At 64.9% G+C, this 14,213-nt stretch carries 16 protein-coding genes; 8 read left to right on the top strand and 8 right to left on the bottom strand.

The features are described from left to right. Positions 1-7 precede the first annotated feature (7 nt). From ACQP2U_RS40035 to ACQP2U_RS40050, 4 genes are all read left to right on the top strand, one after another. The gene (locus ACQP2U_RS40035; RefSeq protein WP_433712362.1) at positions 8-592 is read left to right on the top strand and encodes a DUF3558 domain-containing protein; all 585 of its coding nucleotides are present in this window, start codon (positions 8-10) and stop codon (positions 590-592) included. A 9-nt stretch (positions 593-601) separates the two neighbouring features. Next, positions 602-979, top strand: coding sequence for a hypothetical protein (locus ACQP2U_RS40040; protein WP_433712364.1), 378 nt, complete (start codon positions 602-604; stop codon positions 977-979). Then, complete coding sequence (locus tag ACQP2U_RS40045; protein WP_433712365.1) at positions 976-2,250, top strand: hypothetical protein; 1,275 nt, start codon at positions 976-978, stop codon at positions 2,248-2,250. Before ACQP2U_RS40040 ends, ACQP2U_RS40045 begins: the two co-directional genes overlap by 4 nt. A 1,156-nt stretch (positions 2,251-3,406) precedes the next feature. Further along, positions 3,407-4,222 carry an ESX secretion-associated protein EspG gene (locus tag ACQP2U_RS40050; RefSeq protein WP_433716745.1) on the top strand — a complete coding sequence of 272 codons (816 nt, stop codon included), beginning with the start codon at positions 3,407-3,409 and terminating at the stop codon, positions 4,220-4,222. A 90-nt stretch (positions 4,223-4,312) separates the two neighbouring features. Here the strand turns inward: ACQP2U_RS40050 and ACQP2U_RS40055 are convergent, their stop codons facing one another. Continuing rightward, a complete protein-coding gene (locus ACQP2U_RS40055) occupies positions 4,313-4,891 on the bottom strand; it encodes a TetR/AcrR family transcriptional regulator (RefSeq protein ID WP_433712366.1) in 579 nt (192 codons plus the stop codon). Between the two features lie 91 nt (positions 4,892-4,982). On the opposite strand from ACQP2U_RS40055, the gene ACQP2U_RS40060 reads away from it, so the two are divergent. Continuing rightward, complete coding sequence (locus ACQP2U_RS40060) at positions 4,983-5,873, top strand: oxidoreductase (protein ID WP_433712367.1); 891 nt, start codon at positions 4,983-4,985, stop codon at positions 5,871-5,873. Between the two features lie 210 nt (positions 5,874-6,083). After that, the gene (locus ACQP2U_RS40065) at positions 6,084-6,500 is read left to right on the top strand and encodes a transposase (RefSeq protein WP_433716746.1); all 417 of its coding nucleotides are present in this window, start codon (positions 6,084-6,086) and stop codon (positions 6,498-6,500) included. Here the strand turns inward: ACQP2U_RS40065 and ACQP2U_RS40070 are convergent. From ACQP2U_RS40070 to ACQP2U_RS40085, 4 genes are all read right to left on the bottom strand, one after another. Beyond that, complete coding sequence (locus tag ACQP2U_RS40070) at positions 6,490-7,245, bottom strand: maleylpyruvate isomerase family mycothiol-dependent enzyme (RefSeq protein ID WP_433712368.1); 756 nt, start codon at positions 7,243-7,245, stop codon at positions 6,490-6,492. The two genes, ACQP2U_RS40065 and ACQP2U_RS40070, sit on opposite strands and share 11 nt — an antisense overlap. Positions 7,246-7,455: 210 nt before the next feature. Then, a complete protein-coding gene (locus ACQP2U_RS40075) occupies positions 7,456-9,216 on the bottom strand; it encodes an MDR family MFS transporter (protein WP_433716747.1) in 1,761 nt (586 codons plus the stop codon). Between the two features lie 59 nt (positions 9,217-9,275). Further along, positions 9,276-9,782, bottom strand: a complete 507-nt coding sequence (locus ACQP2U_RS40080) for a MarR family winged helix-turn-helix transcriptional regulator (RefSeq protein WP_433712369.1) — start codon at positions 9,780-9,782, stop codon at positions 9,276-9,278. A gap of 92 nt (positions 9,783-9,874) precedes the next feature. Beyond that, the gene (locus tag ACQP2U_RS40085) at positions 9,875-10,696 is read right to left on the bottom strand and encodes a crotonase/enoyl-CoA hydratase family protein (protein ID WP_433712370.1); all 822 of its coding nucleotides are present in this window, start codon (positions 10,694-10,696) and stop codon (positions 9,875-9,877) included. Between the two features lie 163 nt (positions 10,697-10,859). On the opposite strand from ACQP2U_RS40085, the gene ACQP2U_RS40090 reads away from it, so the two are divergent. Both ACQP2U_RS40090 and ACQP2U_RS40095 read left to right on the top strand, forming a co-directional pair. Further along, positions 10,860-11,333, top strand: coding sequence for a YbaK/EbsC family protein (locus ACQP2U_RS40090; protein WP_397037754.1), 474 nt, complete (start codon positions 10,860-10,862; stop codon positions 11,331-11,333). A gap of 194 nt (positions 11,334-11,527) precedes the next feature. After that, positions 11,528-11,995: a flavin reductase family protein gene (locus ACQP2U_RS40095; protein ID WP_397037790.1), complete on the top strand. Its 468-nt coding sequence runs from the start codon at positions 11,528-11,530 to the stop codon at positions 11,993-11,995. Between the two features lie 33 nt (positions 11,996-12,028). On the opposite strand, the gene ACQP2U_RS40100 is transcribed toward ACQP2U_RS40095, so the two are convergent. Genes ACQP2U_RS40100 through ACQP2U_RS40110 form a run of 3 tightly spaced genes read right to left on the bottom strand, consistent with a single transcriptional unit; the run spans position 12,029 to position 14,027 of the window. Then, on the bottom strand, positions 12,029-13,162 hold the full coding sequence (locus ACQP2U_RS40100; RefSeq protein ID WP_433712371.1) for a hypothetical protein: 1,134 nt from the start codon (positions 13,160-13,162) through the stop codon (positions 12,029-12,031). A gap of 4 nt (positions 13,163-13,166) precedes the next feature. Next, the gene (locus tag ACQP2U_RS40105; RefSeq protein ID WP_433712372.1) at positions 13,167-13,511 is read right to left on the bottom strand and encodes a hypothetical protein; all 345 of its coding nucleotides are present in this window, start codon (positions 13,509-13,511) and stop codon (positions 13,167-13,169) included. Positions 13,512-13,514: 3 nt separating this feature from the next. Next, positions 13,515-14,027 (bottom strand): YbaB/EbfC family nucleoid-associated protein, encoded by a 513-nt coding sequence (locus tag ACQP2U_RS40110; protein ID WP_433712373.1) that lies wholly within the window; start codon positions 14,025-14,027, stop codon positions 13,515-13,517. Between the last annotated feature and the right edge of the window lie 186 nt (positions 14,028-14,213).

Consider the following 14,213-nt stretch of genomic DNA (forward strand, 5'->3'; position numbering starts at 1 on the left):
TTCGCGGATGGTTGGTACAGCGAAGATGCCGCGCGCTACGGCGCTGATCCTCGGCGCGGCGCTAGTGCTTGTCGGATGCAATGACAACTCAGGGGAGAGCGCTCCGGCGCCGAGCAGCACGAAAGCATCGGCAACGACTGTAGCGGCCACGACGTCGAAAGACCCCGAAGCAGCGATCTGGAATCCCTGCGACATACCAGATTCCGCAATATCCGCGCTCGGGCTGAACACTGCCAGCAAAGACACTACCGTTGCCGGAGTCGACCCCACGGGGTGGAAAGTGTGCAGTTGGCTATCCCAGGCGAAGACCTACAACTTCGGAGTCCTGTCGTCGGATCACACGCTCGAGGAAATCAGGCAACGGACCGATTATGTAGAACACACCCCATCGACCGTCGGTTCCCGTCCGGCACTCCAGTTCCGCCAACCTGGTACTAGGCACGACCTGACCTGCTGGCTTGCCGTTGAACTGCCGCACGGGATTGTCGAATTCAATGTGATCAATCGATACGGAGTCGACGGGGCTGGTGAGCCATGTGCCGAGGTGCATCGTCTCAGCGAAGCCTTGGCCGAGTATTTACCTGGACGTTGAGGGGGACGGATGATCGAAGGCATCGATCCCGGCGAATGGACGCGATTGCTCGACCGAGCCAACGCTGGTGAGCTATCACTGGATCCGGAGGTTGGGAGCGGCTTGGACAAGGTCTGCGACGACCAGATCGACGGGCTGAACTCGGTGCTCGAAAGCATCGACAGAATTAGCAACATAACGGGGTTCGGCACCTTCAACTCGGGCAAGATCCTGGAGAAGAAGTTCTCCGAAACCGCCTCCGGAACCGACCGCTCTCTGAGCACTGTGATCGAGCAGCATATCGATGCCGTCAAGAACCTGAAACAGGTTGTGGCCAAAGCGATCGCGAACTTCGGTGCCCAAGACCAATACAGCGCCTCCCAGGTCAGGCAGGTGACTCCAGAATGACCTACGAGGACTACCAGCGCCGCGTCATCGAGGCCCAAGAGCAGTGGAATCGAGACCGCGACTGGATCTACAAAACCGAGTCGGGCTACCACGGTTTCGATGGTGAGACGCAACCGCCGCACATCACGACTCCGGACAGCTACGACCATCTCACCCTCGAGCAGATGCAGACCGCCGTCTCAGCGATGAAACCGAAACTTGTCGATGACGCGGTCACCATGTGGGCGAATATCGGCGCGGACCTGACCGGCACCTTCGAGGTCTTCAAGCGCGAATTCGATCGCACCATCAACGGGCAGAACGACCGCCCCGGATGGACCGGCGTGGCCGCGCACGCCGCCGTGACTGCGGTGAACAACTATTACGAAAAGTCCGTTCCGCTGGCGCAGGCGGCCACGCTGACCAGTCTCAAGCTCGCGGAAATGAAGACCGGCTTGGAGCAGACCCAGGCGTTGATGCCGGGTCTGTCCGAACGCCCGGATATCGCGGGAAAGACGCTGCCCAAAGACGGCGTCATGAAGACCGACGAATACACCAGCACCGAGGCCGAGCAGGAGGGGCGCAGAATCTTGCGCACGGTCTACGGCCAGGTCGCGGGGCAGACCGATGTCGGCGTCCCCTACATGCCCACCGCACCGACGATCGTCGACGGCCCCGGCCCCGTCACGCCAGGCCGCGATGCCGGTGGTACGCAAGGATCTTCGGGTTCCGACGACGGCTCCGCGGGTACCGGTGGCGATGGTTCGGACGGCTCGGGCAACCAGGGCCAGGATTCGGGCAAACCGACAGGCACCGAACAATCCACGACCCCGTCGACGACAACACCGAATGCCACCACCGCCGCCAGCACCACCCCGCAAAGCTCAACCGCGACAACGCCATCCGCTTCCACCACCACCGCGAACCCGAGCACATCCACCCCGAGCCTCAACACCCCCGGCATCGGAACCACCACTGGCCGCCCAACCAGCACCGGCACCCCCGGCGCCACCCAGGGCAGCCCCGGCCGCAGTATCGCCGGCACACCAGCAACGACAACGACCACAGCCGCCGCAACCACCCGCCAGAGCACCGCAACATCAGGCCGCTCCGGCATGTCCGGCATGGGCGCCCCCGGCCAGAACAAGTCCAGCGACGACGACCGCAAAAAAGCCGTCCCCGACTACCTCATCACCGCCGAACACGGCGAAGAACTCACCGGCCTGAACTCCCACCCCAAAACCGTCCCCCCAGTAATCGGCGAACCCCCCACCAGTGACCCCGCCTACTAACCCCGCCCCCACCATCCCACCCCACCAACAACGCACCCAATACCCCACCGCCGCGCACCAATTCACACGCCACGCACGAATTCGCCGGACAAAAACATGCGCGCCACACAAACCGCTGCGCAGCAGCCCAACCGAGCCAACACGCGCGGCTCGTGAGTCTGCGCGTGGCAGCAGCTCGAGCGAGGCAGCGCACGCGGCGCACGGATCGATGCCCTGAAGCAACCAGGCCAACGCGACGCTCGGCACGGCACCAGCAGCCCAACCCAAACAACACACACGCCACGCCACCCCACGCGCGACAGCCCCAGCGAAACAAAGCACACGGAACACAAACCAATGCCCGCAATAACCAGACCCATCCAATGCGCGCCACGCAAACCGGTGCGCACCCGCAGCCCAACCCAGACAACACGCACGCCGCACGCGTCCATGTGCAGCAGCGGCCCGAGCGAAACAAGATGCACGACACTCGAATCGATACACAGCACGGCGCGCCCAGCACACGGATCAGTGCTCAGCACAGCACGCGCGGCACACGATTCAGCGCCCGGCAGCAGGCCAAGCGGCGCAACGCACGCGGCCCGCGGCAGCGACCCGACCAATCGCGCTCCTGGTGGGCCGCATCCGGGCCAGTACAGGTGTGCGTCGAACGCCTATTGCAGCGCGGTGTCCCCGGCCAACGCTGGCTCGTGCGCGACGGCGAGCCACAATGTGCCCGAATCCAATGCGATGACTTCGCAACGGCGCTCCGACGCCGCCCACTGGTGCAGCAATGCGTGGTCAGCGCCGTCGAGATCGCAGTTGACCGCACCCAGACCACCTGTGCGGCAAACGAATCGGTGCGCGGCAGCACCCCGGCAAGACAACATGCGCAGCAAACGAATCGATGCGCGCCGCACCCGGAGCCAGGCAACATACGCGGCAAACGAACCGATGCGCGCCGCACCCCGAGCCAGGCAACATACGCGGTAAACGAACCGATGCACGGCAGCACCCGGCAAGACAACACACGCGACAAACGAACCGATGCGCGGCAGCACCCCGAGCCAGACAACATACGCGGTAAACGAACCGATGCACGCGATAGCGTGAGCGAGGCTGAGCAGCGGAGGGGTGAGTGCAGAGAATGGCAATCGGTGGAGGCGGCGCAGTGAGTATGGACGGCGGAGCGGCGGGCGGCAGTGGGGACGGGGCGGGCAGACACAGGCTCACGGGTCTGGAGTTCGAAATCCTCTGGGCCGCATACGGTCGCGACCGCTTGCCCTATCCGCTGCACTATCGCACCGACATCGCCGACTTCGATGAGCTGAAGCGGCACCGCGAGGCCGCCGTCGATTCCCTGCTGGCCAAGTACTCGCCCGAGCTCGAACGTGCCATCGAGGTTCTGCTCGAGCCGGATGTCCGTGTCGAGTCGAAGGGTTTCGGAGGTGCCGATGTTTCGCATGCCTACCGGTTCCACGGCGCGGTCCGCGCTCAGGCCGGGGCAGCGCTGCAACAATTCCCCGGCTCGAGTCCGGACACCGGCGGCGATATTCTCGTAACCTATTGTGCCGCAGAGCAAGTCGCCCGGCTCGCGGTGGCCGCGCTACCGGCGTGCGGACCCGGCACCCACCCACCGCTGGAGATCCGCCGCGCGGAAATCGCCGCCGAGCGTGACCGTCACATCCGTCGTGCCCACGACATCGGCCCCATCGAACAACTGGACCGCATCTTCCAGCGCCCCCGCTCCGCCTTCGGCGAAATAACCATCTGCCCCGGCCCAGCCCTCGACGCGCGCCCCACCCCGGCACGCGGTTTCTGGTGGATGGACTATCCCGACGGCCGCTACTACGTGAAAACCGGCGACCCCATCATCGCCAAACCCGTCGAACCCCATGCCATGGCCGCCGAAATCCACCGCCTCACCACCCTCACCCAGCGCTACCACCGCGAAGACCTCGAACACGACGAATACCTCCGCACCCGCCACTGACCCGCCACATCGAACCTGCGCACCTTTCGGCCCTAAGTTATGTCTCCCAATAGGTTTCGTGGCTGGGATGGTTGTGGCGTCTCGGAAGGATCATGGCCTGCATTCCGGTGAGGGGTCCGGTGTGAGCGCTCGACGTGCCAGTGTCAACCATCGCAATTGCTCCACCTCGGACATGGCGTCGGCGGGCGCAGTGGACAGCAGCAGGACCACATCGTCGGTGGTGATGTCCGAGTAGAGCGAGCCGGCTCTGTGCGCGGCGGCGACCAACTGCTCGACGGCGGCATGTCCGCGTCTCTGGATCCCCCGTAGTGAATCCTTGGCGACTCCAGCGACGGCGAACCGGAGCAGACGTTCCTGCCGCATGTCGATCACCACGTGCTGTAGCAGCGCGATCAGCTCGTCAACAGCCGAGCTGGTGCCGTGCCTGACCCTGTCCAGCGCCGAATCCAGCGACCGGCCGAGCGCCTCGGCCAGGTCGGTCACAATGCCCTCGATCAGATCCTGCTTGGCGGGAAAATGCCTGTACAGCGTGCCGACAGCGACACCGGCTGCGGCAGCGATCTCGTCCATGCCGATGTCGGGCCCCTGGACGACGACGAGTTCGCGTGCGGCGGTGACGATCGCCTCACGATTGCGCAGCGCGTCTGCGCGCCTGGGTCGATCGGTCATCTCACTGTCACCCTCCTGGGCCATCTTGCCTACAACATGAACTACTGGTTCACTTTAATGTGAACGCACCATTCATGTTAGGAGTGATCTCGTGAGCAAGTGGTCCGAAGTCGACATCCCCGATCTGACCGGGCGAATCGCGCTCGTCACGGGTGCCAATACCGGACTCGGATTCGAAACCGCGCGAGCGTTGGCCGAGCACGGCGCCACCGTGATGCTCGCCTGCCGCGATCCCGGCAAGGCGACAGACGCTGCCGCCCGCATCGCGATTCGGGCGGCCCATGCGACGGTGGACACCGTCGCCCTCGACTTGGCGTCCCTCGCATCGATTCGCGCCGCGGCCGAAGTCGTCCGCAGCCGCTACGACCAGGTTGATCTGCTGATCAACAACGCCGGCGTCACCGGACTCTCCGGCACAACCGAGGATGGTTTCGAAATCCAATTCGGAATCAACCATCTCGGTCATTTCGCCTTGACCGGACTGCTGCTGGATCACATCGTCGCATCCGGCGCCGGGCGGGTGGTGACCGTCAGCAGCATCGGGCATCGTTTCGGTCGTATCGCGCCGGACGATCCGGCTGCCTCCGCCGGAAACGCTTACGGCAAGTCGAAATTGGCGAACCTGATGTTCACCTACGAACTCGATCGCCGTCTCGCCGGAACGTCGGCGCATGCTTTGGCTGCACATCCCGGCGGCGCGAGCACCGAGGTCTTCCGCTACTCTCCCGCGGCTTTCCGGCTGCCGAACCTGGCCATCGCGCGTTTGTTCGGGCGCACCGCCGCCATGGGTGCGCTACCCACCCTCCGTGCCGCAACCGATCCGACTGCCGAGGGCGGCGGATACTACGGTCCTTCAGGGCTTTTCGAGATCCGAGGCTATCCGGATCGGGTGAAATCCAGCTCCCGCTCGATGGACCCTGACAGACAGCGCCGCCTCTGGGAGGTCTCCGAGAAGCTGACGGGTGTCCACTACCCCGGCTGAGCGGACCATCGAGAACCCGACCGCCCGTGCCTTCGCCTCCCTATTACTTCCCCTCATCTGCTGATTCGTTCGACAGGTAAACCTCGCTGTGGTTGCAGCAGTAAATGCTCGGTATCACGTGCTCACCGATCGCAGTGGGAGCTGCTGGAGTTGCTGCTCCCGAAGTCCGTAGGGTGCGCGGGTCGCAACTTCGCCAACAACCGCCTCGTGGTGGAGGGCATTGAACCCGCCGACCACGCGATCGGCCGCTCCCGCGGAGGACTGACCACCAAAGCACATCTGGCCGTCGACGGAAATGGCCGTGGCCTGGCAGTGTTGATCACTCCCGGGCAGGCCGGCGACAGTCCGATGCTGCCGGAGGTGCTCAACGGTGTCGTGGTGCCCCGCCTCCACGGCGGCGCACCACGCACAAATCCGGAGCTACTGATCGCAGACAAGGCGTATTCATCTGCCGCGAATCGGAAATTGCTGCGCAGAAACGGATACAGGCGGTTACGCCGGAGATCCGATCAGATCGCCAACCGGAAGCGGCACGGGCGCACCGGCGGGAGACCGCCCCACTTCGACCGCTACAACGCCAGCGCAATCCCGACGAATCGAAACCGCCGCCGCAGGTTCAGAATCTGATGCGCTCCAGCCAGGTCGCGAGTACCTCCAGGTCTCCGGAGGTCGCCAGCGTCGGGCTGTCGGCTGGGAGCCGACGCAGCAACAGCAGGTACAGATCCACGGCGGTGCCGTGGACTGTCAACGAGGCCGGTGTCTGGTTGTCGGTCGTGGTGATCGTGTCGCCGGATCGGAGAACTGTCCAGGTGTCATCGGTATCGGTGGCGTGCAGGCGCAGGCTGGCACCCTCGTCGAGCGGGGTCTCGAAGCGTGGGCCCAACTCGACGATCTCGAGAAACTCCGACAGTCCATCTGCGCCGAGTTCGGAAGCGATGGCCACCTCGTGGTTCAAGGCGAGCAGGGCATCGGCGCGGTGCGCGGTCGCCTCGTGCAGGCGGCGGCGCACCCACCATTCGGCCGGGCGCGGGGAACCGAACGGCGTCCAGACCAGGACATCGGAACCCACTGTGTCGATGTTGTCGATCACCGCTCGGGCACCGGCTCGCAGCCACCCGTCGACCTCGTCCAGGTCACGTGGCCGACGGTAATCGGGAACCTGCTGGAATTCCAGGAATTCGGTGGCCCGGTTGGCGATCATCGCTGCGGCCCAACGGTTTCCACCGCCGACGTGCGCGATCAGATTCGACAGGGTCCAGTCCGGGCAGGTCGGTATCGGCGTCTTCGGGTCGGCGGACCGGTACAGGTCGGCGAGCTGATCGGTCTCGTCCAGGAATGCTTTGCGCAGAGCCGTCGTGTCGAGCGAGTTCACGAATTCGACTCTAACCTCGACTCGATGGGCACGGCGATTCCAGCAGACCGTCAGGTCGTCACCCGGTCCAGCATCGACCGATCGCAGCGAACTCGGCGCGGCACCATCCAGGGCGACACCACCCCTGGCCGCCCAGCGAAAGCCTTTGCCGCGGTCCGTGAAACGGATCGCGCCCGGCAAGTGCCAGTACCGGGCGCGATTCGGGCAGGTTCACGCGGAACCGGCACCGCCAGACCTCGGTCCGGCACCGTTGGTCGAACCGACCGTGCCATTCGCGGAGTTGGCCAGCACATCCTGGGACGGGCTCACCGCCTCGCCACCCGCGGTCAACAAGCCCGCGCGCTCCACGACATCCGGCCCGTCACCGTCGGCCGACTTCGTCGCCCCGTCCCTGGCCGCCTCGATACCGCCGACCGTGCGCAGCGGCACTTCCTTCCAGAACAGCACCAGGATCAGCGCGAGCAGCGCCATACCGGTCACCGAAAGGAATACCGTCGACATCGATTCCGCGAAACCGACCTTGAACGGCCGCGCCAGCTCCGGACTGAGCTGCTGCACAATCGAACTGTCCTTCAGCACCCCACCGGCGGCCGACGTATCCTGCGCGAGCAGACCTTTCGCGAGCGCGGCATCAGCGGGATTGCTGCTGTGCGCGGCCTCGACCACGGCGTGCTGGAACGCCGGATCCGTGGCCGCGGACTTCATCTCGGTGGAGATGTTCGGCGTCAACTGCGCGAAAAGGATCGACAGGAATACCGCGACACCCATCGTGCCGCCGATCTGGCGGAAGAACGTGGCCGCAGCGGTGGAGACGCCCATATCCTTGGGCGGCAACGCATTCTGCACCGCGATGGTGAGCGGCTGCATGAGATTGCCGAGTCCGAATCCGGTGCAGGCCATGAAGATCATCGCGACCCACAGTGGGCTGTCGGCATTCACGAAGTGCAGTAGGAACAGGCCGAGCGTCAACATGCTCGCGCCGATGAGCGGGAAGATCCGGTAACGACCGGTACGCGAGATCAGCTGGCCGGATACGACCGAGCCGGTCATCATCCCGAGCACCATCGGCAGCATCTGCAGACCGGCCAGCGTCGGGCTGGATCCGCGCACCACCTGCAGGTACTGCGGCAGCAGCGAAATGCCGCCGAACATCGCCGAGCCGACCACGACCGAGATCACCACGCCGAGCGCGAAGGTCTTATTGGCGAACATCCGCAGCGGAATCAGCGCCTTATCTTTCATCGACTTCTCGACCAGCACGAACCCGATGACACCGAGCAGTCCGATCACATAGCAGAGGATGGATCGTCCACTGCCCCAACCCCATTCGCGCCCCTGCTCGGCAACGACGAGCAGCGGTACCAGTCCGATCGCCAGCACCAGCACACCCCACCAGTCGACCCGGTCGGTCGAATGCGGCCGCTTCGGCAGCTTGAGCACCTTGGACACGACGCCGAGCGCGATCAGGCCGATCGGCACGTTGACGAGGAAGACCCAGCGCCATCCGCTGATCCCGAGGATGCTGTCCTGTCCGGCCAGCACGCCGCCGAGCACCGGGCCGATCACGCTGGAAGTGCCGAATACCGCGAGGAAGTAGCCCTGGTACTTGGCGCGTTCGCGGGGGCTGACGATATCGCCGAGGATGGTCAGCGCCAACGACATCAGACCGCCCGCACCGAGTCCCTGGAATGCGCGGAACGCCGCGAGCTCGTACATCGACTGCGCCATCGTGCACAGCAGCGAACCGACCACGAAGATCGAAATCGCCGCCATGAAGAAGGGCTTGCGGCCGAACATATCGGACAACTTGCCGTACAGCGGTGTCGCCAGCGTCGCGGTGATCAGGTAGGCGGTGGTCGCCCAGGCCTGCATCGAATAGCCGTCGAGATCGTCGGCGATGGTGCGGATCGCGGTGGAGACGATCGTCTGGTCCAATGCCGCGAGCAGCATGCCGAGCAGCAGACCACTCATGATGGTCAGGATCTGTCTGTGGGTGAAACCCGTGGGCTCCGCCACGGTGGCCGGTGCGGTCACGAATCGTTCTCCGTCTCGAGGTCGAATTGGTGCTGGTCCTGGCGGATGGCCGCGATCATCGCGGGCTTGGCCCGCTCGAAGTCGTCGACGAACTGACGCAGCAGGTCGGCGAATGCGGCACGGTCCTGCGGCGCCCAGGCCGCCATCACCCTGGTCAGGTTCTCGCGCCTGCGCCTGCGTATCCGCTCGGCGGTCTCGCGGCCCCGCTCGGTGACGACGAGCACGGTGGCGCGGCCGTCGTTGCGATCGGCCTGCCGTTCCACCAAATGTCGGTCGACGAGGTGGGCGACGTGCCGACTGACGGTCGACGCATCCGAATGCACCGCCTCCGCGAGTGCGCCCGAGCGCATCGGTCCGTCGCAGAGCAGCCGGAACAGGACCGCGAAGGCCGCTGGATCCACGCCGTCCTTACTCCGCATTTGCGCGGCGGTCCGCTCGCGGATCCGTTGCAGCCGGGTGAGCTGTATCGCGATCGCGTCGACCGATCGCTCGTCCTCGTCCACTCGACCCCTCACCTTTACTTGCGTCAATCAATTAGTTGCGTGATACAAGTATGTGCGCGGGCCAACCGTTAGGGCAAGTGAATAACCGGCCTTTACCGGCCCTTGAACTCCGGGGCTCGCTTCTCGAACACCGACTGGATGGCCTCGGTCAAATCCTCGGACGGCAGGAATGCGGAGTTCCACGCCGAGACGTAGCGCAGCCCGGCGGCAACCTGATCCTTGGTGCGCTGTTCGAGCACATCCTTCGCGCCCTGCACCACCAGCGGCGGATTCGCGGCGATCTCGCGCGCGATGGCGTGCGCCGCTTCCAGCGTTGCCTCCTGATCGGCGAATACATCGTTGACCAGGCCGATCTTCTCCGCACGCGCCGCGTCGATGTCCTTACCGGTGTAGGCGAGTTCGCGCAGATGCCCCTCGCCGATAATGCCGGGCAGCCGGTGCAGCGAGCCGATATCCGCGACGATCGCGACCTTCGCCTCGCGCAGACTGAACTTCGCATCCGCACTCGCGTAGCGGATATCCGCGGCGGCGATCAGGTCCAGCCCGCCACCGATGCACCAGCCGGAGACCGCGGCGATGACCGGCTTACGGCAATCGGCCACGGCGGTCACCGAGGCCTGCAGCCGGCGCACCTCGTAGAGGAAGTCGGTACGCGGCGCGGCCAGTGCCCGATCCGCCATCAGCGGTCCGAAGGTCCCGGCCATCGCTGGCAGGTCGAGTCCGTAGGAGAAATGTTTCCCGGAACCGGTGAGCACAATCGCACGAACCTCGGGATCGACATCCAGTTCCCCGAAGATCTCCGGCAGCTCCCGCCAGAAATCCGGACCCATGGCATTGCCCTTGCCGGGGCCGGTCAGCGTGACCTGCGCGATGTGATCCTTGGTTTCAACGGTGAAAGCCTGCCAATCAGTCATTCGTATAGCGTAAAGCAGAAGTGCCCAGGCCAGCAGACCAGTCCGTGCCGCGCGCAAATGCTGTGCAAAGCCGGTGCGCCGCAGTGGTTCTCCCGTCCGGCTATCCGACCACTGACTGAGAAGTAAACCGGCACACTGCCCGCAATCGCTCTACTCTGGTTCCATGCGCAGGTCGCTTCCACCAGTCGCATGCCGGGTCGCAGATACCCTGATCGCCCGCGGCCACCACGGTGTCATCGTCACTCAGCCCGCCCCCACGCCCACCGCCGCCGATGCCGCACGGGCACTCGGCGTCGATGTGGGCGCCATCACGAAATCACTGGTGTTCCTCTTGGACGACGATCCGGTGCTGCTGCTGGTTTCCGGCGCACACCAAGTCGATCTCGGGCGCACCGGCGAGCGGCTGGAAGGCAGACTCACCCGCGCACCCGCCGAGATGGTGCAGCAGGTGACCGGTCAGGCCATCGGCGGCATCGCACCGGTCGGCCATCCCACCAACCTGCCGACCTGGGTGGATAACGCGCTGTCCACGCACCAGGAGGTCTGGGCCGCGGGCGGACATCCGAATACCCTGTTCCGCACCTCGTTTCGCGAACTCGTACGCATCACCGCCGGGCTTCCGATCGATGTGGATTGAACGCCACACCGAAACCCGGCGTAGTTTCGTGATGTGAGCGAGTGGAGCGAGAGAACCATCAACACAGCACCAACGGTCGCAGCGGAGCCGAGCGCTAGCGAGGCGCAGTTGTGACCGATGCTCAACCCCCCGCCACGGACATCCAGATTCCCGATGATCTGAGCGGTATCACCGCCGAGCTGTACCGCGCCTCCATGCGGCACTATCCGGCGGGCGTCACTGTTGTCACGCTGGGCTCCGCGAACGGCCCGGTCGGCTTCACCGCGACCTCCTTCGCATCGCTATCCCTCGAGCCTCCGCTGGTCTCCTTCAATATCGCCCACACTTCGTCGAGCCTGACGGCGTTGCGGGCAGCCGACTCCGTGGTGGTCCATTTCCTCGGCGAACATCAGCACGAGCTGGCCAAGCGCTTCGCCCGCACCGCCGATCAACGCTTCACCGATCGCTCCCTATGGACCACGCTGGACACCGGCGAGCCCGTGCTGCACGGCACGCCCATCTGGATCCGAGCCACCATCCAACAGCTGATCCCCATCGGCGATCACACCTTCGTCGTCGGCCTGGTCACCCGGGTCCACGACAGAACCGACGAACAGCCGAGCGCCGCTCCACTGCTCTACTACCGCGGCCGCTACTACCGCCCGACCTCGCTCGAAGACTGAGCACGGCCGGGCGTATTCGCCTGCGCGGCAACGCTATAGCTCGAGCGATGAGCCGCTGCGGACCTCGATGTGGAAGGTGTCGCCCGCGCCCATATCCAGCGAGGACGACGTGGTCGAGTCCGGGCTCGGCTCGTCTCGGCTGGATTCCTCGGATGGTGGATCAGTGGTCGTATCGGCTGGACTCACGGGCGAGGTGCTCGTGGTGTACGGACCATGCGTCGACGTCGGCGCGGTCGTGTCGTGGATCGAAATCGGCGTCGCGGACGGTGCCACATACGGCGCATGCTGCGGCGAGGAATCGTCGGTCGTTGTACCGGCGGTGAAAGTCGTACCCCCGGACCACGGACTCACATATGGCGCGTGCTGCGTGGTTGTGGTCTGCGACTGATCGTTGCTGCCCGATGTTTCGGTCTGTTGTGAACCGTCGTATAACGCCTTGTAATTGCGCGCCGGTCCGAAAGCCGTGGTGGTGAGCTGCTCGGCCAGCTTCTTCGTATCCTTGGCATCGAAGCCGAGTTTGTTGAGCGCACCCTGGATTGCTCCGCTGAGTGCGCCGCGCTCGCCCGAGGTGACCAGTCGGTCGATGTCATAGCCGTCGCGGGTTCCGGCTTCGATGGCCATGGTCTGGCGCAGGAATTCCATCGCGGTGCTGGTCGATGCGCCGGTGGCGGCCTTGATGACGGTCTGGGTGAGGATCTGCTGGATCAGTTTGCGCAGCGCCTGCGTGATGGCGGTGCGGATCGCGACCTGCATCGCCGCAGCCTCGGCCGTACTCGCGCCGAGGGTCGGCACCGCCGCCGCGGCGGCCGCGGCCAACTGAATGGCGGTGTAGATCAGCATCGAGATGATGTACAGCTTGATGGCCAGAATCAGCGATGCGTAGATCCGCAGCGCAAGTGCGATATCGCGGAGCAGATCGGTGAGCGTCTCGATCGCCCGCATCGTCTGCTGCCGGTAGCGTTCGATCGCGTCGTGGGTCTCGCCCGCGATATGGCCAAGGGCCTCTTGGAATTTGGTATCGATCCTGCCGGAGTACTTTTCCAGCGTGTTCGCCATCTTCTCGGCCTTATTGCCCAAACTGAACAGCTTGGTCTCATCGGCCTTCGGCCAGCGATAGACGACGACGGCCGCCACCGGCTCCAGCGCCGATGGTATCTGCAACCCCATGCGGCTACCCTTTACCGTTCTCGTCGAGCAGGCCGGTGATCTTCTCGACGGCCGACTCGAAGTCCCCATCGGTCGTCGTCACGGCGTCCGCGACAGCGGTGAACCGTGTTCGCAGCGAATCGAGCAGGCCGATCACACCGTCCAGCATCTCGCTCGCATCCTCGGTCGGGCCGAGGAAATTCTGCAGGAAGGCCTGTCCGAATTCGTCATCGCCGATACCGTCGCCGTCCGCGCGTAGTGCGCTGGTGAATTCGGCCACCTCGGCGGCGAATTCGGTGCCGAGCGACCCGATTTCGGTCGCGATGGAACGGAACTGCTCCGGATCGAGCCGGAAGTCGCCGTCGCCCATGACCTACCAGCCCTTCCAGTGCGGGCCCTCGTCATCCGGATCCTCGTCCAGCCGTCGGGGAAGCTCGATCTGCGGCACTGGCCCGGATTCGGGCGGAGGCGGAGGCAGGACATTTCCGTCGGGTCGGGCGAGCGTCGGTAGTTCGCCGAACGGATCCTCGGGCAATCCGACCTCGGATACCGCCGCGAGTACCGGCGCCAGGCGCGCGTCGAGCTGTTCCTTGGCGGCTCGAGCCGCGGCCTGCGCCGCCTCGGTCATCGCCGCGCCGAGCCGCTCCGGAGTCGAGCGCTTGAACGCCTCCGGCGCCACCCACACATCCAGCGGAATGCCCGCCGCATTCGCCGTCACCCGAACCAGCTGATCCTGTGACCAGCCCTGCACGGTCAGGTTCGCAAGCTCCGATTTCGCCGCGCCGAACTGCTCCAACTGCCGCTCGTAGACATCGGTCATCTGGTCGACCCGGCCGCGCATCCCGTCCGTCCAGGACTGAAGCGCGTCCCGCTCTGCCGAATTCATTCAGCCGCCTTCCCCGTTTCCCGCCCCGACCGGACGAGTGCCATCACATTCCTAGACGCAAGGGCAAGAGCGTCGGTTCCGCAGGACCGCAAGTTGTTCGGTGAATTCTTCAGAGTTAAGTCCGCACACACAGGCGGATCATGCCGACCTGGCCGAATCCGCCGGCGAGGTCGCGGATTTCATCCA

The sequence above is a fragment of the Nocardia sp. CA-084685 genome (assembly GCF_050955785.1).
In the GTDB taxonomy this organism is placed as follows: Bacteria; Actinomycetota; Actinomycetes; order Mycobacteriales; family Mycobacteriaceae; genus Nocardia.